This window comes from Klebsiella sp. Sb-30, from assembly GCF_057652795.1.
On record NZ_CM172749.1, the window covers coordinates 1,132,522 to 1,152,836 of the forward strand.

At 56.6% G+C, this 20,315-nt stretch carries 18 protein-coding genes and 5 tRNA genes; 20 read left to right on the top strand and 3 right to left on the bottom strand.

Features of this window, described 5'->3' with window-relative positions; all coding sequences use genetic code 11:
- The first annotated feature begins 25 nt into the window (after positions 1-25).
- The 20 genes from mltB (at position 26) to AC236I_RS05500 (ending at position 15,705) form a co-directional block, all read left to right on the top strand.
- Positions 26-1,099: a lytic murein transglycosylase B gene (gene mltB, locus AC236I_RS05405; RefSeq protein ID WP_004866842.1), complete on the top strand. Its 1,074-nt coding sequence runs from the start codon at positions 26-28 to the stop codon at positions 1,097-1,099.
- A 201-nt stretch (positions 1,100-1,300) separates the two neighbouring features.
- Positions 1,301-2,011, top strand: coding sequence for a metal ABC transporter ATP-binding protein (locus AC236I_RS05410; RefSeq protein WP_162098167.1), 711 nt, complete (start codon positions 1,301-1,303; stop codon positions 2,009-2,011).
- Positions 2,008-2,871 (top strand): metal ABC transporter permease, encoded by an 864-nt coding sequence (locus AC236I_RS05415; RefSeq protein WP_032691010.1) that lies wholly within the window; start codon positions 2,008-2,010, stop codon positions 2,869-2,871. Before AC236I_RS05410 ends, AC236I_RS05415 begins: the two co-directional genes overlap by 4 nt.
- A 9-nt stretch (positions 2,872-2,880) precedes the next feature.
- The gene (locus tag AC236I_RS05420; protein ID WP_004866838.1) at positions 2,881-3,759 is read left to right on the top strand and encodes a metal ABC transporter substrate-binding protein; all 879 of its coding nucleotides are present in this window, start codon (positions 2,881-2,883) and stop codon (positions 3,757-3,759) included.
- A gap of 138 nt (positions 3,760-3,897) precedes the next feature.
- The gene (gene pncC / locus AC236I_RS05425) at positions 3,898-4,395 is read left to right on the top strand and encodes a nicotinamide-nucleotide amidase (RefSeq protein WP_004866836.1); all 498 of its coding nucleotides are present in this window, start codon (positions 3,898-3,900) and stop codon (positions 4,393-4,395) included.
- 80 nt (positions 4,396-4,475) lie between these two features.
- Positions 4,476-5,540, top strand: coding sequence for a recombinase RecA (gene recA, locus AC236I_RS05430; protein WP_004866835.1), 1,065 nt, complete (start codon positions 4,476-4,478; stop codon positions 5,538-5,540).
- Between the two features lie 68 nt (positions 5,541-5,608).
- Positions 5,609-6,109 carry a recombination regulator RecX gene (gene recX / locus AC236I_RS05435; protein WP_015585887.1) on the top strand — a complete coding sequence of 167 codons (501 nt, stop codon included), beginning with the start codon at positions 5,609-5,611 and terminating at the stop codon, positions 6,107-6,109.
- Positions 6,110-6,363: 254 nt separating this feature from the next.
- A complete protein-coding gene (gene alaS, locus AC236I_RS05440; protein ID WP_004866830.1) occupies positions 6,364-8,991 on the top strand; it encodes an alanine--tRNA ligase in 2,628 nt (875 codons plus the stop codon).
- A 238-nt stretch (positions 8,992-9,229) separates the two neighbouring features.
- On the top strand, positions 9,230-9,415 hold the full coding sequence (csrA, locus tag AC236I_RS05445) for a carbon storage regulator CsrA (RefSeq protein WP_000906486.1): 186 nt from the start codon (positions 9,230-9,232) through the stop codon (positions 9,413-9,415).
- A 323-nt stretch (positions 9,416-9,738) separates the two neighbouring features.
- Positions 9,739-9,831: transfer RNA gene (locus AC236I_RS05450), tRNA-Ser, on the top strand.
- A 4-nt stretch (positions 9,832-9,835) separates the two neighbouring features.
- A tRNA-Arg gene (locus tag AC236I_RS05455) sits at positions 9,836-9,912 on the top strand.
- Positions 9,913-10,110: 198 nt separating this feature from the next.
- Positions 10,111-10,187, top strand: a tRNA-Arg gene (locus tag AC236I_RS05460).
- A 95-nt stretch (positions 10,188-10,282) separates the two neighbouring features.
- Positions 10,283-10,359: transfer RNA gene (locus tag AC236I_RS05465), tRNA-Arg, on the top strand.
- A 95-nt stretch (positions 10,360-10,454) separates the two neighbouring features.
- Positions 10,455-10,531: transfer RNA gene (locus AC236I_RS05470), tRNA-Arg, on the top strand.
- Between the two features lie 473 nt (positions 10,532-11,004).
- Positions 11,005-11,319 carry a BON domain-containing protein gene (locus AC236I_RS05475; RefSeq protein ID WP_004866826.1) on the top strand — a complete coding sequence of 105 codons (315 nt, stop codon included), beginning with the start codon at positions 11,005-11,007 and terminating at the stop codon, positions 11,317-11,319.
- A 120-nt stretch (positions 11,320-11,439) separates the two neighbouring features.
- A complete protein-coding gene (gene yqaB, locus AC236I_RS05480) occupies positions 11,440-12,006 on the top strand; it encodes a fructose-1-phosphate/6-phosphogluconate phosphatase (protein WP_004866822.1) in 567 nt (188 codons plus the stop codon).
- Positions 12,003-12,431, top strand: a complete 429-nt coding sequence (locus AC236I_RS05485) for a YqaA family protein (RefSeq protein WP_004866820.1) — start codon at positions 12,003-12,005, stop codon at positions 12,429-12,431. Before yqaB ends, AC236I_RS05485 begins: the two co-directional genes overlap by 4 nt.
- A 198-nt stretch (positions 12,432-12,629) precedes the next feature.
- On the top strand, positions 12,630-14,186 hold the full coding sequence (gene gshA / locus AC236I_RS05490) for a glutamate--cysteine ligase (protein ID WP_015585888.1): 1,557 nt from the start codon (positions 12,630-12,632) through the stop codon (positions 14,184-14,186).
- Between the two features lie 163 nt (positions 14,187-14,349).
- Entirely contained in the window at positions 14,350-14,865 is a 516-nt protein-coding gene (luxS, locus tag AC236I_RS05495) for an S-ribosylhomocysteine lyase (protein WP_004866815.1), read from the top strand.
- Positions 14,866-14,916: 51 nt separating this feature from the next.
- The gene (locus AC236I_RS05500) at positions 14,917-15,705 is read left to right on the top strand and encodes an AraC family transcriptional regulator (RefSeq protein ID WP_004866811.1); all 789 of its coding nucleotides are present in this window, start codon (positions 14,917-14,919) and stop codon (positions 15,703-15,705) included.
- On the opposite strand, the gene leuA is transcribed toward AC236I_RS05500, so the two are convergent.
- The 3 genes from leuA to emrA form a co-directional block, all read right to left on the bottom strand.
- A complete protein-coding gene (gene leuA / locus AC236I_RS05505; RefSeq protein ID WP_044351409.1) occupies positions 15,663-17,339 on the bottom strand; it encodes a 2-isopropylmalate synthase in 1,677 nt (558 codons plus the stop codon). The genes AC236I_RS05500 and leuA overlap by 43 nt on opposite strands.
- A gap of 146 nt (positions 17,340-17,485) precedes the next feature.
- Positions 17,486-19,024 (bottom strand): multidrug efflux MFS transporter permease subunit EmrB, encoded by a 1,539-nt coding sequence (emrB, locus tag AC236I_RS05510; protein WP_487608828.1) that lies wholly within the window; start codon positions 19,022-19,024, stop codon positions 17,486-17,488.
- Between the two features lie 15 nt (positions 19,025-19,039).
- The gene (gene emrA / locus AC236I_RS05515; RefSeq protein WP_004866802.1) at positions 19,040-20,212 is read right to left on the bottom strand and encodes a multidrug efflux MFS transporter periplasmic adaptor subunit EmrA; all 1,173 of its coding nucleotides are present in this window, start codon (positions 20,210-20,212) and stop codon (positions 19,040-19,042) included.
- Between the last annotated feature and the right edge of the window lie 103 nt (positions 20,213-20,315).

Below are 20,315 nucleotides of genomic sequence, written 5' to 3' on the forward strand. Positions count from 1 at the left end.
GCCAAATTTGTTAAACGGATGTCCCATGTTGAAGCGTCGCTATCTGGCTTTACTTCCCCTGTGTGTTCTCCTCGCTGCCTGTAGCAGCAAACCTAAAACCACCGCAGAACCCCAGACGGCGGGAGGCGGCGGTTTTTTGCTGGAGCCGCAGCACAATGTGATGGAGATGGGAGGCGATTTCGCTAACAACCCGGCGGCGGAGCAGTTCATCGATAAAATGGTGAGCAAGCATGGCTTCGACAGACAGCAGCTGCATGAGATCCTTTCCCAGGCGAAACGCCTGGATTACGTCCTGCGCCTGATGGACCGCCAGGCGCCGAGCGGACTGCCGCCGTCAGGGCCTAACGGCGCCTGGCTGCGTTACAAAAAACAGTTTATTACTCCGGATAACGTGCAGAACGGCGTCGTATTCTGGAACCAGTATCAGGATGCGCTGAACCGCGCCTGGCAGGTGTACGGCGTGCCGCCGGAAATTATTGTCGGCATTATTGGCGTAGAAACCCGCTGGGGTCGCGTGATGGGCAAAACCCGCATTCTCGACGCCCTGGCGACGCTGTCGTTTAGCTACCCGCGTCGCGCCGACTATTTCTCCGGTGAGCTGGAAACCTTCCTGCTGATGGCGCGCAGCGAGCAAGATGACCCGTTAAACCTGAAAGGATCTTTCGCCGGAGCAATGGGTTACGGTCAGTTTATGCCGTCTTCTTATAAACAGTATGCGGTGGACTTTAACGGCGACGGGCACATTAATCTGTGGGATCCGGTGGACGCGATTGGCAGCGTGGCGAACTATTTCAAACAGCACGGCTGGGTGAGTGGCGATCAGGTTGCGGTACAGGCGCTGGGTCAGGCGCCGGGTCTGGAGAATGGCTTCAAAACCAACTACAGCATTTCGCAGCTTACGGCGGCAGGTTTGACGCCGACGCAACCGCTAGGCAACCATCAGCAGGCCAGCCTGCTGCGTCTGGACATCGGAACCGGTTACCAGTACTGGTATGGTCTGCCGAACTTCTACACCATTACCCGCTATAACCACAGTACCCACTACGCGATGGCCGTCTGGCAGCTGGGTCTGGCCGTTTCTCAGGCCCGCGGACAGTAACCCTTCCCTGATACTCCCCTCGTCGTGAGGGGAGTTCTGTTACATTTTGCAGCATTTCCCGCCGTTGACGCTGATTTACATTTTTCCGTCAATCCAATATTGTTACGTTATAACATATTAATTGGGTGAGGCTGTGACTTCTCTTTTTATGACATCCGCAGCGGTACGCGTAGGAATTGCCTGTGTGCTGCTGGCGCTCCTGTGGCTGGCGACCTGGTGGGCGGTAACCCTGCCATGATTGAACTGGATCATCTGGTAGCCGGTTACGAAGAACTGGCTATTACGCCGGCCCTGAGCGGCGTTATTGCGGCAGGCAGCATGACGGCCATTGTCGGCCTGAACGGCTGCGGTAAATCAACGCTGTTGAAAACGCTGGCCGGCTTTATTCCTCCGGTCAGCGGCAGGCTGCGCTGGACGGTTTCGCGTCCGGTAATTGGCTGGCTGGCGCAGCGCCATGCCCTCGAATCGCAGTTTCCGCTGACGGTACAGGACGTGGTGAGTCAGGGGGCCTGGCCGCATGTCTCTTTACTGGGGGGGATCCGCAGCGAGTTCCGGCGGCGTATCGGCGCCGCGCTGGAGCGCGTGGGGCTGACATCAATGGCGAAAACGCCGATTGAGGCGCTCTCCGGCGGGCAGTTCCAGCGCATGCTGTTCGCCAGAGTTATCGTGCAGCAGGCGCCGCTGGTTATGCTGGATGAACCCTTTACCGGGATTGATGAAGCAACCAGCCGCGAGCTGATGGGGCTGATCCTTGAGATGCATCAACAGGGGCAGACGGTACTGGCGGTGCTGCATGATAACCAGCGCGTCGCTGAATATTTCCCGGAAACGCTGCTGCTGGAACCGCAGCGCGCTCGCTGGGGTAACACCGACGATGTGCTGCCCGCCTTCGGCTCTGCGAGGCTGGCATGATCTGGCATACCTTTTTTCAGCCCTTCATTGAATTCGGCTTTATGCGCCGCGCGCTGCTGGTGTGCCTCGCGCTCTCTCTGAGCACGACCATGCTTGGCGTCTTCTTACTGCTGCGACGAATGAGTCTGATGGGCGACGCGCTGTCGCACGCAATTTTACCCGGCGTGGCGGTGGGCTACCTGGTGAGCGGCATGTCGCTGCTGGCAATGACTATCGGCGGGTTTATCGCCGGAATTGCCGTGGCGCTGGTGGCGGGCTGGGTCAGCCGACGCACGCCGTTGAAAGAGGATGCCAGTTTTGCCGGGTTTTACCTCGGGTCACTGGCACTGGGAGTGACGCTGGTGTCGCTTCGCGGCTCCAGCGTTGATCTGCTGCATCTACTGTTTGGCTCGATTCTGGCGGTGGATAACGACGCTGCGCTGTTTGTCAGCGGGGTGGCCAGCCTGACGCTGCTCTGCATCGCGCTGCTTTATCGTGGACTGGTCAGCGAAGCCTTTGATAGCGCCTGGCTGCAGGTGAACCACCCGCGGCTCCCGGCGCTGCTGCACGGTCTGTTCCTGGCGCTGCTGGTGCTCAATCTGGTCGCCGGGTTCCAGGTGCTGGGGACGCTGATGGCGGTTGGCGTGATGATGCTGCCGGCGGTAGCGGCGTGCTGCTGGGCGCGAACCTTGCCCGGAACCTTGCTGCTGGCGGCGCTGATGGGCGGCTTTTGTGCCTGGATGGGGTTAAGCCTGTCGTGGACCGCGAATTTACCGGCCGGGCCGTCCATCGTACTGACCGCCAGCGGGATCTTTTTTATTTCGGTGTTTTTTGGCACGCGCAGCCGACTGGTCGTCAGCTGGCGTAAATTAATGGGGTAAGGAAATATGATGAAACGTACCGCAGTCATTCTGGCGCTGGCGTTAGGCCTCGCAACGCAGGGGGCGATGGCAAAAACGCTCAACGTGGTGAGTAGTTTTTCAGTGCTGGGCGATATGGTGCAGCAGGTGGGGGGCGAACATGTGCATGTTGATACGCTGGTGGGACCGGACGGCGATCCGCATACCTTTGAACCTTCGCCGCAGGATAGCGCTTTGCTGAGCAAAGCCGATGTGGTGGTGGTTAATGGTCTGGGACTGGAAGGCTGGGTCGACAGATTAATCAAAGCTTCGGGTTTTAAAGGTGAGCTGGTGGTGGCCTCTACCGGGGTAAAAACGCACACGCTCAATGAGGAGGGGAAAACGGTTACTGACCCTCATGCGTGGAACAGCGCCGCTAACGGCGCGATTTATGCGCAAAATATTCTCAACGGCCTGATCAAAGCCGATCCGCAGGATAAGGCTGCGCTGGAGGCATCCGGGCAGCGCTACATCGGCCAACTGACGGAGATCGACGGTTGGGCAAAAAAACAGTTTACGGCAATTCCGCTGGCAAAACGCAAAGTGCTCACCAGCCATGATGCGTTTGGCTACTTTGGCCGCGCCTATGGCGTGACCTTCCTGGCACCACAGGGGCTGTCGTCAGAAAGCGAAGCCAGCGCGGCGCAGGTGGCGGCACTGATTCAACAAATTAAGGCCGACGGCGTCCACACCTGGTTTATGGAAAACCAGCTCGATCCGCGTCTGGTGAAACAAATTGCGGCCGCGACTGGCGCACAGCCGGGCGGGGAGCTCTATCCGGAAGCGCTCTCGAAACCGGGCGGCGTGGCGGATAGCTACGTGAAAATGTTACGCCATAACGTCGAGCTGATCGCCGCCAGCATGAAGTAACGCGCGCGTTAACGGTCCCGACGCCGTCGGGGCCGCTCATTTTCGGAAGCCCCCTCGTAAATTGATGACCTCATCCCCATATCTGTGCTGAAAGTGCTATCTTTGATGGCCTCTTTATCTGGCTTAAACGGGGCGCTAATGACAGATTCTGAATTAAAGCAACTGAGTGAGCAGGTCGGGCTGGCATTAAAAGCTCGCGGTGCGACGGTGACCACGGCAGAGTCCTGTACCGGCGGTTGGGTCGCGAAAGTGCTCACCGACATCGCCGGCAGTTCAGCATGGTTTGAACGCGGGTTCGTGACCTACAGCAATGAAGCCAAATCGCAGATGATCGGCGTCAGCGAGGTTACGCTCCTCGGCCATGGCGCGGTGAGCGAGCCGGTGGTGGTTGAGATGGCCGTTGGCGCGCTGCGCGCTGCGCGCGCCACCTATGCTATTTCGGTGAGCGGCATCGCCGGACCGGATGGCGGCAGCGAGGAAAAACCTGTCGGAACGGTGTGGTTTGGCGTGGCCTGTGCGAACGGGCAGGGCGTGACCCGGCGTGAATGTTTTGCCGGAGACCGGGAGGCGGTGCGTCGTCAGGCAACGGCTTATGCGCTAAATCTCCTCTGGCAACAATTTCTACAAAATACTTGATACTGTATGACTATACAGTATAATTGCCTCAACAGAACAGAATTCACCACCCGGTTTCACCCGGCATGACAGGAGTAAAAATGGCTATCGACGAAAACAAACAGAAAGCGTTGGCGGCAGCACTAGGCCAGATTGAAAAACAGTTCGGCAAAGGCTCCATCATGCGCCTGGGTGAAGACCGTTCCATGGACGTGGAAACTATCTCCACCGGTTCGCTTTCCCTGGATATCGCCCTGGGCGCCGGCGGTTTGCCGATGGGCCGTATCGTCGAAATCTACGGGCCTGAATCGTCCGGTAAAACGACACTGACCCTGCAGGTTATCGCCGCCGCGCAGCGTGAAGGTAAAACCTGTGCATTTATCGATGCAGAGCACGCGCTGGATCCTGTTTATGCGCGTAAGCTGGGCGTCGACATCGACAACCTGCTGTGCTCTCAGCCGGACACCGGCGAGCAGGCGCTGGAAATCTGTGACGCGCTGGCGCGCTCGGGTGCCGTAGACGTTATCGTTGTCGACTCCGTGGCGGCGCTGACGCCGAAAGCGGAAATCGAAGGCGAAATCGGCGACTCTCACATGGGCCTCGCGGCGCGTATGATGAGCCAGGCGATGCGTAAGCTGGCCGGTAACCTGAAGCAGTCCAATACGCTGCTGATCTTCATTAACCAGATTCGTATGAAAATTGGCGTGATGTTCGGTAATCCGGAAACCACCACCGGCGGTAACGCGCTGAAATTCTACGCCTCTGTGCGTCTCGATATCCGTCGTATCGGTGCGGTAAAAGATGGCGATAACGTCATCGGCAGCGAAACCCGCGTCAAAGTCGTGAAAAACAAAATCGCCGCGCCGTTCAAACAGGCTGAGTTCCAGATTCTTTACGGCGAAGGTATTAACTTCTACGGCGAACTGGTTGACCTGGGCGTGAAAGAGAAGCTGATCGAGAAAGCGGGCGCATGGTACAGCTACAACGGCGATAAGATTGGCCAGGGTAAAGCAAATGCTATCTCCTGGCTGAAAGATAACCCGGCTGCGGCAAAAGAGATTGAGAAAAAAGTGCGTGAGCTGCTGCTGAATAACCAGGATTCCACACCGGACTTCGTGGTTGACGGTAACGGTGCGGGTGCAGAAGAAACCCACGAAGATTTCTGATAATCTCATCGAAAGATAACGAAGGGCTGCGAATGCGGCCCTTTTGCTTTTTGATTGTCGAGGTGCCCGTGACTGAACCTTCATCCCGCCGTTCCGGCTATGCCCGCCTGCTGGACCGCGCAATCCGTATCCTGGCGATGCGCGACCATAGCGAACAGGAGCTGCGGCGTAAACTCGCTGCTCCGGTACTGGGAAAAAATGGCCCGGAGACGCTGGACGTCACGCCGGAAGAGGTAGACACCGTTGTCGCCTGGTGCATTGAGAACCGCTACCTTGACGACGGTCGCTTTGTTCGCCAGTTTATTGGCAGCCGTAGCCGCAAAGGATATGGCCCGGCGCGTATCCGCCAGGAGCTCAATCAGAAAGGTATTCCCCGCGACGTTAGCGAAAGCGCGATGCGCGAGTGCGATATTGACTGGGCCGCGCTGGCGAAAGAGCAGGCGCAGCGAAAGTATGGCGAACCGCTCCCGACGACATTTGCCGATAAAGTCAAAATCCAGCGGTTTTTGCTGTACCGTGGCTACCTGATGGAAGATATTCAGGAAATCTGGCGAAATTTTGCAGATTGACCCATCGGGTATTTTACTTCCCAGTAAAGAAAACTTATCTTATTCCCACTTTATTCCGTCCGGTCGCTGGCTGTTAACAGGCAATCAGCGCCCACGACGATTATTCCTTATACACAAAATCATTCGCGCTGCGTCAAGGCGGCAGGAGAGTGAGTCACCTGGAGCGTACAGAGGTACGTGGTCGGGGTGAACGAGCGCAGCCCGCGTAGAGGCGGCGTGAAAGGTGAAGTGTATAGCTTGATTTCAGGATAATTATGAGCAAGAGCACTGCTGAGATCCGTCAGGCGTTTCTCGATTTTTTCCATAGCAAGGGACACCAGGTCGTTGCGAGCAGCTCCCTGGTGCCGCATAACGACCCGACCCTGCTGTTTACCAACGCCGGGATGAACCAGTTCAAGGATGTTTTCCTGGGTCTCGACAAACGCCATTATTCTCGCGCGACGACCGCGCAGCGTTGCGTTCGTGCGGGTGGTAAACACAACGATCTGGAAAACGTCGGTTACACCGCGCGTCACCACACTTTCTTTGAAATGCTGGGTAACTTCAGCTTCGGCGACTACTTCAAGCAGGATGCCATCAAATACGCATGGGAACTGCTGACCGGGGAAAACTGGTTCGCGCTGCCGAAAGATAAACTGTGGGTGACCGTTTACGAAACCGATGACGAAGCTTTCGATATCTGGGCGAATGAGGTCGGCGTTCCACGTGAGCGTATTATCCGCATTGGCGATAATAAAGGCGCGGCGTTCGCTTCTGACAACTTCTGGCAGATGGGCGATACCGGGCCGTGCGGTCCGTGTACCGAAATCTTCTTCGACCACGGTGACCACATCTGGGGCGGTCCTCCGGGAAGCCCGGAAGAAGACGGCGATCGCTACATTGAGATCTGGAACATCGTCTTCATGCAGTTTAACCGTCAGGCCGACGGCACCATGGAGCCGCTGCCGAAGCCGTCTGTCGACACCGGTATGGGCCTGGAGCGTATTGCTGCCGTTCTGCAGCACGTCAACTCCAACTATGATATCGACCTGTTCCGCACTCTGATTGAGAACGTCGCGAGAGTCACCGGCGCAACCGACCTGACGAACAAATCGCTGCGCGTTATCGCTGACCATATTCGTTCCTGCGCATTCCTGATTGCCGACGGCGTAATCCCGTCGAATGAAAACCGTGGCTACGTGCTGCGTCGTATCATTCGTCGTGCCGTGCGTCATGGCAACATGCTGGGTGCGAAGGAGACCTTCTTCTGGAAACTGGTTGCTCCGCTGATTGATGTCATGGGCGCCGCCGGTGAAGAGCTGAAGCAGCAGCAGGCTCAGGTTGAGCATGTGCTGAAAACCGAAGAAGAGCAGTTCGCTCGTACGCTGGAGCGCGGTCTGGCGCTGCTGGATGAAGAGCTGAGCAAGCTGAAGGGCGATACGCTGGATGGCGAAACCGCTTTCCGTCTGTATGACACCTATGGTTTCCCGGTTGACCTGACCGCCGACGTTTGCCGCGAGCGCAATATTAAAGTCGACGAAGCAGGCTTTGAAGCAGCAATGGAAGAGCAGCGTCGTCGTGCGCGTGAGTCCAGCGGCTTTGGCGCAGACTACAATGCGATGATTCGCGTTGACGGCGCTTCTGAATTTAAAGGCTACGACCACCTGGAGCTGAATGCGAAAGTGACCGCACTGTTCATCGATGGCAAAGCTGTTGATGCCGTGACTGCGGGCCAGGAAGCGGTTGTCATTCTGGATCAAACGCCGTTCTACGCAGAATCCGGTGGCCAGGTGGGCGATAAAGGCGAACTGAAAGGCGCCGGTTTCTCCTTCGCGGTCAGCGATACGCAGAAATACGGCCAGGCCATTGGTCATATCGGTAAACTGAGCCACGGCACGCTGAAAGTGGGCGATGCGCTGGAGGCTGATGTCGATCGGGCTCGCCGTCAGCGTATTCGTCTGAACCACTCGGCAACTCACCTGATGCATGCGGCATTACGTCAGGTTCTGGGTACGCATGTGGCGCAGAAAGGCTCGCTGGTGAATGACAAAGCGCTGCGTTTTGACTTCTCTCACTTCGAAGCCATGAAGCCGGAAGAGATTCGCGCGGTGGAAGATCTGGTCAATGCTCAGATCCGTCGCAACCTGCCGGTTGAAACCAACATCATGGATATCGATGCGGCGCGAGAGTCTGGTGCGATGGCGCTGTTCGGCGAGAAATATGACGATCGCGTTCGCGTACTGAGCATGGGCGATTTCTCCACCGAGCTGTGCGGCGGTACTCACGCTTCACGTACCGGTGATATTGGCCTGTTCCGTATTACCTCTGAATCCGGTACCGCTGCGGGCGTTCGCCGTATCGAGGCAGTGACCGGCGAAGGCGCAATTGCGTATCTGCATGCGCAGAGCGATCTGCTGGGCGATATCGCACAGTTGCTGAAGGGCGACAGCCATAACCTTGGCGACAAAGTGCGTGCCGCGCTGGAACGTACTCGCGTACTGGAAAAAGAGCTGCAGCAGCTGAAAGAGCAGGCGGCGGCACAGGAGAGCGCAAACCTCTCCAGCAAAGCAGAAGAGATTAACGGCGTCAAATTGCTGGTCAGCGAGCTGGCCGGCGTTGAGCCGAAAATGCTGCGTACCATGGTTGATGACCTGAAAAACCAACTCGGTTCTACGGTCGTTGTGTTAGCCACGGTGGCGGATGGTAAGGTTTCTCTGATTGCCGGTGTGTCTAAGGATGTGACAGATCGCGTGAAAGCAGGGGAGCTGGTTGGAATGGTCGCCCAGCAGGTGGGTGGCAAAGGGGGCGGTCGTCCGGATATGGCTCAGGCCGGCGGTACCGACGCGTCTGCTCTCCCTGCAGCGTTAGCCAGTGTGAAAGGCTGGGTCAGCGCAAAACTGTAATAACTATAAATGCATAGCTACCGTTATCCCTGGATAACGGTAGCTTGCGAGAGAAGCACTGATAACGATAAAGTCGGGTTGAAGTTGTGTATATCGGCTAAACTTAGGTTTAACAGAATGTGATGCCGTGACTGCTTACACCGTAAGGTGTTTGTCATCGCTTACTTTTTGGCGTTATATGATGGATAATGCCGGGATACGAGAGACCCGACTCTTTTAATCTTTCAAGGAGCAAAGAATGCTGATTCTGACTCGTCGAGTTGGTGAGACCCTCATGATTGGAGATGAGGTCACTGTGACAGTTTTAGGGGTTAAGGGTAACCAGGTACGTATTGGCGTTAATGCCCCTAAAGAAGTCTCCGTGCATCGTGAAGAGATCTACCAGCGTATCCAGGCTGAAAAATCCCAGCAGTCCAGTTACTAAGGTTTTCGCGCCTCGCGATTCCGTGAGGCGCATCCCCGCTCCCGTCCTTCTTTCTGACTTTTCTTCTTCTGCTCTCTCCCATTTTTGTTTATTGCCTATCGATCGCGACATTAATCTTTTGCCTGCCGCTGGCCGAAAGCCCTGAATTCCTGTTGATAAAACACTCTTTTTGCCGTTTTTGCAGGCTAATTGCGCGGTAAGTGTGCAAACGGAAAAAGGTCTCGAAAAATTGTTTGACTTATAAGTACCAGAAAGTAATATGTGCGCCATCGCAGCGACGAAGAGCAGAAACAAGTTCTTCGAAGCACTCGTAAGAGGCGTGTGGTGAGGTGGCCGAGAGGCTGAAGGCGCTCCCCTGCTAAGGGAGTATGCGGTCAAAAGCTGCATCCGGGGTTCGAATCCCCGCCTCACCGCCATTTTGCATCCGTAGCTCAGCTGGATAGAGTACTCGGCTACGAACCGAGCGGTCGGAGGTTCGAATCCTCCCGGATGCACCATATTTTTCCATTTCTTCAGCAATGAAGAGGTGGTTGGGGTAGCGGTAATAACCGCAAGCACCAGGAAGGATAACGTTGCATTAGCAACGGCCCGCAGGGCGAGGCGAAAGCCGAGTCATCCTCCCGGATGCACCATCTTACTCAGTGTGGCAAGTGTTAGATGTGACACTGACGCGTAGTAAAGTAGTTCTCCCTGATGCATCCGTAGCTCAGCTGGATAGAGTACTCGGCTACGAACCGAGCGGTCGGAGGTTCGAATCCTCCCGGATGCACCATCTTCTCCGAGATAACAACGAAAGTGTTATTTCATGGTCTGCGAGATAATCGTCAGCACCAGGGAAGTCAATGTAGTAAAGCAGTTCTCCCTGATGCATCCGTAGCTCAGCTGGATAGAGTACTCGGCTACGAACCGAGCGGTCGGAGGTTCGAATCCTCCCGGATGCACCATCTTCTCCGAGATAACAGCGAAAGTGTTATTTCACGGTCTGCGAGATAATCGCCAGTACCAGGAAAGACAGAGTAGTAAAGCAGTTCTCCCTGATGCATCCGTAGCTCAGCTGGATAGAGTACTCGGCTACGAACCGAGCGGTCGGAGGTTCGAATCCTCCCGGATGCACCATCTTCTCCAGATTCACATCAAATTTATCGCTTCATGGTCTGCGAAATCATCGCCAGCACCAGGGAGGATAACGTTGCGTGAGCAACGGCCCGTAGGGTGAGTAAAACGAGTCATCCTCCCGGATGCACCATCTTCTCCAGATTCACATTAAATTTATCGCTTCATGGTCTGCGAAATTATCGCCAGTACCAGGGAGGATAACGTTGCGTGAGCAACGGCCCGCAGGGTGAGTAAAACGAGTCATCCTCCTGGATGCACCATCTTCTTCAGTTTCTCCTTTTTCTTAAAATCCCAAACCGTTTATCCGTTCTGTGCCTGCCTTTTCTGGCAAAAGCGGCCTGGACCATTCAGGCGGCGGATCTCTTTCAACGATGCTGAGCGATCTTTTTTTATTGGCAAGTGACTCTTTCCACTATAATTTACCCGTATGTATCGACCTGATTTGGGTGAGATGAGTGCAAGGAGAGAAATCCATGAAATGGTTCAAAGCAATACCTGCGTTTTGTGCGACGCTTCTGGTAGCCGTATCGTTAGCTGGCTGTGCGGGATCGCCCACAAAGGAAAGTACCGGTGGCTATATTGACGATACCGTCGTCACCACGAAGGTTAAAACGGCGCTGTTTAACGAAAAAGATATTAAGTCTTCTGAAATTAGCGTACAGACCTTTAAAGGACGTGTTCAGTTGAGTGGTTTTGTCTCATCAGCGAAGGACGCCAGCCGCGCGGTGGAAGTCACCCGCAGAGTGCAGGGCGTTCGTTTGGTTGAGAACGATTTAAAAATCAAATAAATCATGATATGAGTCACATAAAGGCGCCCGAAGGCGCCTTTATTGCCTGAGGCGCTGGCCGCGACAACATGCGCCTTTTGCGATAAAGTAACGTTTTCTTACCCGGTTTGTGAGAACACGATGTACGAACGTTACGCAGGACTGATCTTTGATATGGATGGCACCATCCTTGATACCGAACCGACGCATCGTAAAGCGTGGCACGAGGTTCTGGGCCGTTACGGAATGCGTTTCGACGAGCAGGCGATGGTCGCGCTCAATGGTTCTCCGACCTGGCGTATAGCCCAGGCGATTATCGAACTGAATCACGCTGATTTAGATCCTCACCGTCTGGCGGAGGAAAAAACCGTGGCCGTGAAGGCCATGCTGCTGGACAGCGTGCGTCCCTTACCGTTGATAGACGTTGTGAAGGCATGGCACGGGCGTCGTCCGATGTCGGTCGGGACCGGCAGCGAAAGCGCCGTCGCTGAGGCGCTGCTGGCGCACCTCGGCCTGCGTCACTACTTTGCGGCGGTGATTGCCGCCGATCATGTCCAGAATCATAAACCCGCGCCCGATACCTTCCTGCTGTGCGCGGAGCGCATGGGCGTCGCGCCGGAAACATGCGTCGTCTTTGAAGATGCTGATTTTGGTCTGCAGGCGGCGAAGCGTGCGGGGATGGATGCCGTGGACGTTCGGTTGCTGTGAGCGACGCACTGTCGCTGATATCGCTGTTTGCCAGTAGTTTTTTGAGCGCCACATTACTTCCCGGCAATTCGGAAGTTGTGCTGGTTGCTATGCTACTTACGGGGGCAAGCCAACCGTGGGCCCTGGTATTAATAGCAACAATCGGCAATAGCCTTGGAGGGGTAACTAACGTTATTCTGGGGCGCCTGTTTCCGCTGCGCAAAACATCGCGCTGGCAGGAAAAAGCAACCGGCTGGTTAAAGCGCTACGGCGCGGTCACATTATTATTAAGCTGGGCGCCGGTCATCGGCGATTTACTGTGTCTGCTGGCGGGATGGATGCGCATCTCCTGGGGGCCGGTACTTTTTTTCTTATGCCTTGGTAAAGCGTTACGCTATATCGTCATTGCGGTGGTAACGCTTCAGGGCATGACGTGGTGGCACTAATTGTGGAACTAAGACTATCCCGACAGGCCGTGTTACCGGTTATTTTACACCTCGGCTGTGCCCGAAATCCGCACGTACTGCCAGTGCGATCCGGTTTTCGCGCGCGGAACCGGCAACAGTAACGTCTTCTGGGATAACCTGTATGGTCACCATTACAATTATGCTTATTCAAACGATTTCGACAGGCGGGAGGTCAAATTGATCCCGGATGTATCACAGGCGCTGGCCTGGCTGGAAAAAAATCCACAGGCTCTTCAGGGTATCCAACGTGGTCTTGAGCGTGAAACGCTGCGCGTCAATGCCGATGGCTCACTGGCGACGACCGGTCACCCTCAGGCCCTTGGCTCGGCGCTGACCCATAAATGGATTACTACCGACTTTGCTGAAGCGCTGCTGGAGTTTATTACGCCGGTTGATGGCGACATTCAGCATATGCTCACCTTTATGCGCGATGTTCATCGCTATACCGCTCGTCAACTGGGCGATGAGCGGATGTGGCCACTGAGCATGCCTTGCTATATTGCTCCTGGTCAGGATATCGAACTGGCGCAGTATGGCACCTCGAATATTGGCCGTCTGAAAACGCTGTACCGCGAGGGGTTGAAGAACCGCTATGGCGCGCTGATGCAAACTATCTCCGGCGTGCACTATAACTTCTCGCTGCCGATGGCTTTCTGGCAGGCGAAGTGCGGCGTTGACGATGCGGAAAGCGGCAAAGAGGCGATTTCCGCCGGCTATTTCCGTTCAATTCGTAACTATTACCGCTTCGGTTGGGTGATCCCATACCTGTTCGGCGCCTCTCCGGCCATCTGCTCTTCGTTCCTGCAGGGCAAACCGACGACGCTGCCGTTTGAGAAAGCGGAAAATGGTATGTACTACCTGCCTTATGCGACCTCGCTGCGCCTGAGCGATCTGGGTTATACCAATAAGTCGCAAAGCAATCTCGGGATTACGTTTAACGATCTCCACGAGTATGTGGCAGGATTGAAGCGGGCGATTAAAACGCCGTCGGAAGAGTATGCCCGGATTGGCCTCGAGAAAGACGGCAAGCATCTGCAAATCAACAGCAATATTCTGCAGATTGAGAACGAACTCTACGCGCCAATTCGGCCGAAGCGTGTGACCCGCAGCGGTGAGACGCCTTCCGACGCGCTGCTGCGCGGCGGTATTGAATATATCGAAGTCCGCTCGCTGGATATCAACCCGTTCTCGCCGATTGGCGTTGACGAGCAGCAGGTGCGTTTCCTCGACCTGTTTATGGTCTGGTGCGTGCTGGCCGATGCGCCGGAAATGAGCAGCGATGAGCTGCTGTGTACGCGCACCAACTGGAATCGCGTGATTCTGGAAGGCCGTAAGCCGGGGCTGACGCTGGGTATCGGCTGCGAAAGCGCGCAGTTCCCGCTGGCTCAAGTGGGTAAAGATCTGTTCCGTGATTTGCGCCGCGTGGCGCAGACGTTAGATAGCATCCACGGTGGCGAAGCCTACCAGCAGGTTTGTGATGAGCTGGTTGCCAGCTTCGACGATCCGGAATTAACTTTCTCAGCCCGCATTCTGCGTTCTATGCTTGAAGAAGGGATTGGCGGCACCGGTAGGGAGCTGGCCGATCGATATCGTACGATGCTGCGGGAAGAGCCGCTGGAAATTTTGCGTGAAGATGATTTTATCGCTGAACGTGAAGCTTCAGTGATGCGCCAGCAGAAGGTGGAAGCGGAAGATAGCGAGCCGTTTGAAGCCCTGTTAGCAAGACACGCGTAGCAAAAAGCGGTACAAAAGAAAAAGGCCACATCAATGTGGCCAAACTTTCATCTCTGATTCAGGGATGATGATGATAATAAATGCGCGTCTTTCATATACTCAGACTCGCGGGTGTAAGAAGAGTTCATTTTATTTTAAAAAAAATCACTATCGGAGGTGAAGAATGCCGTTGTTAGATAGTTTCACAGTCGACCATACCCGCATGGAAGCACCGGCGGTGCGCGTTGCGAAGAAAATGAACACGCCGCACGGCGATGAAATTACCGTTTTCGATCTGCGTTTTTGCGTACCAAACCAGGAAGTGATGCCGGAAAGAGGGATTCATACTCTTGAGCACCTGTTCGCGGGCTTTATGCGCGACCACCTGAACGGCAATGGTGTGGAAATTATCGACATCTCTCCGATGGGCTGCCGTACGGGCTTCTATATGAGCCTGATTGGTACGCCGGATGAGCAGCGTGTAGCCGACGCCTGGAAAGCGGCGATGGCCGATGTGCTGAAAGTGAAAGATCAGAAGCAGATCCCGGAACTGAACGTCTACCAGTGCGGTACCTATACCATGCACTCGCTGGAAGAAGCTCAGGAGATCGCACGCCATATCATCGAGCGCGATGTGCGCATCAACAGCAACGATGAGCTGGCCCTGCCGAAAGAAACCCTGCAAGAACTGCACATCTAGTGCTTATTGTCGGTCCGGCGATTTCCGCCGGGCCGCTATTCCTGCGCCGCTATGTCGACGACCCTCACCTTCTCGTTTCAACACCGCGCCCTGGTGCCATTTGCCCATGATTATGCTCACGGTGATAGCGAACCGTGGCATCAGCATGACTGCGCCCAGCTGCTGCATATTCTCAGCGGCGTGGTGCGGGTTGACACGCCGGTGGGCTACTGGGTTGTCCCGCCCGGACGCGGCGTCTGGCTGCCGGCAGGTACGCCCCACGCGCTGCGTGTCACCGGACAGGTCGCGGCCCGCACGCTGTTTATCGATCCGCTCGCCCGGGCCGATCTGCCGTCTTCGTGCCAGATCGTGCAGATCACTCCGCTGCTGCGTGAGCTGATCGTCACCTCGCTGGCCCTGGCGGAGCGCTATCAACCCGGCAGTCGCGATGAGCGCATTTATGAACTCATTCTCGATGAGATTCGCGGTATGGCGGTGCTGCCATTTGGCCTGCTGGAGCCCCGGAGCGAGGCGCTGCGCCGTTTATGTCACAAGGTGCGGGAAATGCCGGGGCAAGCCTGGAGTAGCCAGCAGGCGGCGAAAGAGAGCAATATGAGCGAACGTACGCTCAACCGCCATTTTCAGCAGCAGACCACGCTCACCTGGAGTGAATGGGTGCGCCGGGCGAAGCTGATGGAAGCGCTGGTTCGCCTGGCGCAGGGACAATCGGTGCTGCGGGTGGCGCTCGATCTGGGCTATGGCAGCCATAGCGCCTTCAGCGCGATGTTTCGCCGGGTGATGGGCGTCGCCCCCAGCGATTACTTCCGTCCGCCGGCTTGCGCGTCTGCGCCGACCGCATGACACAGCGCCTGCAATGAGGCGCGCGCCACGTCATTATCGATTCCAACGCCCCAGCGGCTGTCGCCATTGGGGAAAATACAGCGAATATAGGCCACTGAACGGCTGTCGCTACGTTCACCGAGAGTATGTTCGTGGTAGTCCTTAATGACGAACGCTTGCTTCAGCAGCGCGCTGAGGCCGCTGGCAGCCGCGGAGAGCAGGCCATTACCGTGACCCTGAAGGCGACGCGTCTCACCGTTGACCCGCAGCGTACCCTGCAACGCAAGCTGGCCGTCCTGTCGGCTGTCAGTTTTATACTCCAGCAGCGCCAGCGGTGGCTGAGTAACCAGCCCGTAACGGGAACGGAACAGCTGCCAGAGGGCATTCTGCGTCATCTCTTTGCCATGCGTATCGGTCTCTTGCTGAACGTGCAGGCTGAAATCTTGCTGCAGCGCACGGGGCAGCTTCAGTCCGTGATTCTGTTCGATTAACCAGGCGCTGCCGCTCTTACCGGACTGGCTGTTGACGCGGATAACCGCTTCATAGCTACAGCCGATGTCCTGCGGGTCGACGGGCAGGTAGGGCATCTCCCAACGATCGCCGGGCTGACGGGCATCGAATCCCTTCTTAATGGCATCCTGATGAGAACCGGAAAAGGCGGTGTAGGCGAGGCTGCCGGCCCACGGATGGCGAGGATGAACCGGCAGCTGATTGCAGTTCTCCACCACTTCCACAACCCGTTTCATCTCCGGGAAGCTGAGCCGCGGCGTAATCCCCTGGCTGTAGAGGTTCATGGCCAGGGTGACCAGACAGACGTTACCGGTACGCTCACCGTTGCCGAACAGACAGCCTTCTACGCGGTCGGCGCCGGCCATCACCGCCAGCTCCGCGCTGGCAACGCCGGTCCCCCGGTCATTATGCGGATGAACGCTAATGCAGACATCGGCCCGGCGGGAGAAATGGCGGCAGAAAAACTCAATCTGGTCAGCGTAAACGTTCGGGGTACTGACCTCGACGGTGGCTGGCAGGTTGATAATCATCGGTCGTTGTGCGCAGGGCTGCCAGATATCCGCTACCGCTTCGCAGATAGCCAGGGCAAATTCCGGTTCGGTAAAGCAGAAGGTTTCCGGGGAGTATTCATACTGCCAGCGGGTCTGCGGCTGCTCTTCACACTGCTGGCGAATCAGGCGAGTGGCGCGGGTTGCCAGCTCAATGACCTGCGCTTTATCCATCCCGAAAACCAGCTTGCGGAACAGCGGGGCGGTGGCGTTGTACAGATGGACGGTGGCGCGATGGGCGCCGCGCAGCGATTCAAAGGTTCGCAGGATAAGATCTTCTCGCGCCTGGGTCAGCACCTGGATGGTGACATCTTCTGGAATGCGCCGTTCCTCAATCAGCTGGCGGACGAAGTTGAAGTCGGTCTGAGATGCCGAGGGGAAGGCGACTTCAATCTCTTTAAATCCGCACTCCAGCAGCAGATCCCAGAACTGCAGCTTACGTGCGCCGTCCATCGGTTCGGCCAGCGCCTGGTTGCCATCGCGCAGGTCGGTTGAGAGCCAGCGCGGCGCGTGGGTTATCGGGTTGTCCGGCCAGCGGCGGTCGGGCAGGGAAATGGGCGGCCAGGGGCGATATTTTTCACCGGGATTTGTCAGCATAGTTCTCTCCTTGTGTCGGATCTTTATCCTGCCGAAGCGCAGAGCGGGCTGCTTTAGCAAACTGGACAGAAACTAGCGAGAACTGGACAAGGTTGGCGTAGCGCCGGCAATAAAAAAGGGATCCGCAGATCCCTTCAGGTCAAACCTTAGTGCGCACCGCCGCCGCCGCCCCCGGCGCTAAACGGCGGTCTGGCAAACCACACCAGCCCCAGCAGCAGGATAAAGATCGCCGCCGAGAACCAGAAGATTTCGTTGGCGGAGATAATCAGCCCCTGGTTAGTTATCTGCTGCGCTATCCAGCCGGACGCCTGCTGTTGAGTCATCCCTAATCCCTGCAGCTGGTCATACATCTGCTGGGCGTTGGGATTATAGGGCGTCACTGACTCGGTGAGCTGCGCATGGTGCAGCGCCTCGCGGTTAGTCCACATGGTGGTGGTAATCGAGGTGCCTATTGACCCTGCCAGCGTACGGGTGAAGTTCGACAGGCTTGATGCCGCCGCCAGCCGTTCCGGCGGCAGGCCGGACAGGGTGATGGTGGTCAGCGGCATAAAGAAGCAGGCTACCGCGAAGCCCTGGATAAACTGCGGCCACGCCGAGGCGCCGAAGTCCATGCCGGGCTCGAAAGTCCAGGCGCGCCAGTAGAAGCACACCGCGTACATGATAAAGCTGAAGGTCACCAGCCGGCGCATATCGAGCTTATGGGCAAAGCGGCCGATAATTGGCGACAGGATAACCGGGATAACCCCCACCGGTGCGGAAGCCAGACCGGCCCAGGTGGCGGTATAACCATATACCTCCTGCAGCAGCTGCGGCAGCAGCACGATAGCACCGAAGTAGAGCATGTAGGCGAGACTGATGCACAGACAGCCAATGGTGAAGTTTCGCGATTTAAAGAGCGAGAGGTCGACGATCGGGTTGTCGTCGGTCAGCTCCCAGACGATCAGGAAACTGATGGCGATCACCGCGACGATTGTCAGCACGATAATCTCGTTGGAGGCGAACCAGTCCAGCTCTTTACCGCGGTCAAGCATCACCTGCAGGCTGCCGATACCGATCACCAGCAGCGCCAGGCCGACGCCGTCAATCCGCCGCTGTTCGGTACGGGTTTCGCGACTGCGCAGGGTTTGCAGCGTCATCACCACCACCGCGATGCCAATCGGTACGTTGATGAAGAAGATCCAGCCCCAGTGGTAGTTGTCGCTGATATAGCCGCCGAGAATAGGGCCGCAAATCGGCGCGACGATCACCGTCATCGACCACAGCGCCAGCGCGATAGAACGTTTGGCGGGCGGATAGTTGCTGAGCAGCAGACTTTGCGACAGCGGAATCAACGGACCGGCGACGATCCCCTGAATCACGCGGAAGAAAATCAGCATCGTCAGGCTGTTGGACATCCCGCAGGCCCAGGAGGCGATGGCAAACGCCACCGTCGACCACAGGAACAGCTTCACTTCCCCGACGCGTTTTGCCAGCCAGCCGGTGATCGGTATAGAGATAGCATTCGCCACCCCGAAGGAGGTGATAACCCAGGTCCCCTGGCTCAACGATGAGCCAAGGTTACCGGCAATGGTCGGAATGGCCACGTTGGCGATAGTGGAGTCCAGCACCTGCATGAAGGTCGCAAGCGACAGCGCAATGGTCATGATGACCAGCTGCGTGCCTTCCAGCGGTTTTTGCGGTTGCATTACGCTCACTCCGAATTATCCCGCGTTAGCCTGGATGATACCGTCGATCAGTTTGTTCACCGGCTCAAGGGCGATTTCGCGGGCATTGCTTTCATAAACCGGGGATTTGCGCGTCTGGTTAGCCAGCATTTCGCCGTCGCGGTTGGTGGTGTTCACTTCAACTAGCGTTGAAAGACCAATACGCAGCGGATGTTCAGCCAGCTGTTTGGCATCGAGCTCAATACGTACCGGCAGACGCTGGACCACTTTGATCCAGTTACCGGTGGCGTTTTGTGCCGGCAGCAGTGAGAACGCGCTGCCGGTCCCCATGTCCAGCCCGACGACCTTGCCGGTGTACTTCACATCATCGCCGTAAATATCGCTGATGACGGTCGCTTCCTGGCCGATGCGCATATGCGCCAGCTGAGTCTCTTTAAAGTTGGCGTCGATCCACAGGTTGGTGGCCGGTACGACCGCCATCAGCGGCGTGGTGGGGCTAATCTGGGCGCCGGGCTGCACGGCACGACGGGAAACGTAGCCGCTAATCGGGCTGACGATTTGCGTACGCTGCAGCGCAAGCCAGGCGTTGCGGACATCCGTCGCCGCCTGCAGAACCGCCGGCTGTTGTTCCAGGCGGGTATTCAGCACGATAGCCTGGTTAGCGTTGAATTGCTGAATGGCGACATCCAGTTCGGCCTGGGCGCTGGCGACGGTATCGCGAGCGTGCTGCAGCTCTTCGCGGCCAATCAGGTTGGCGGCGCCCAGCGGGATACGACGATTGAGATCGGTCTGTGCCTGAGAGAGCGCCGTTTTCTTGACGTCGATATTCGCCTGCAGCTGTTTGCTGTTGATCATCTGCTGACGCGTCTGGCGAACGCTGGCGGCCAGCTGGGTTTTCGCTTTTTCAAATGCCTGCTGGGCATCGGTCTGGTCCAGGGTGACCAGCGGGTCGCCTTGCTGCACGAAATCGGTGTTGTCGGCCCAGACTTTCGTCACGCTGCCGGACACCTGCGCCATGATTTGCACCTGGTTCCCTGCCACGTAAGCGTCATCGGTCTCTTCATAATGACGCAGTACCAAAAACCAATAAACTCCGTATGCCACGGCAATAATAATAAAGAGCAATGTCAGTAGCAGAAGGGCGCCTTTGCGTTTGCCCTTCTTGCTGTCCGGTTGCTGCGGGGTTTGGCTCTCCGCATTTGCGCTCATGTTATTCTCCACGATCTTATTATTTCACATCGGCTGAGCCGACCTGTTTATCAGAAAGGCCAGCAGATGATCTGCTGGCCTGTCTGTTTTTCCTTGTCAATCC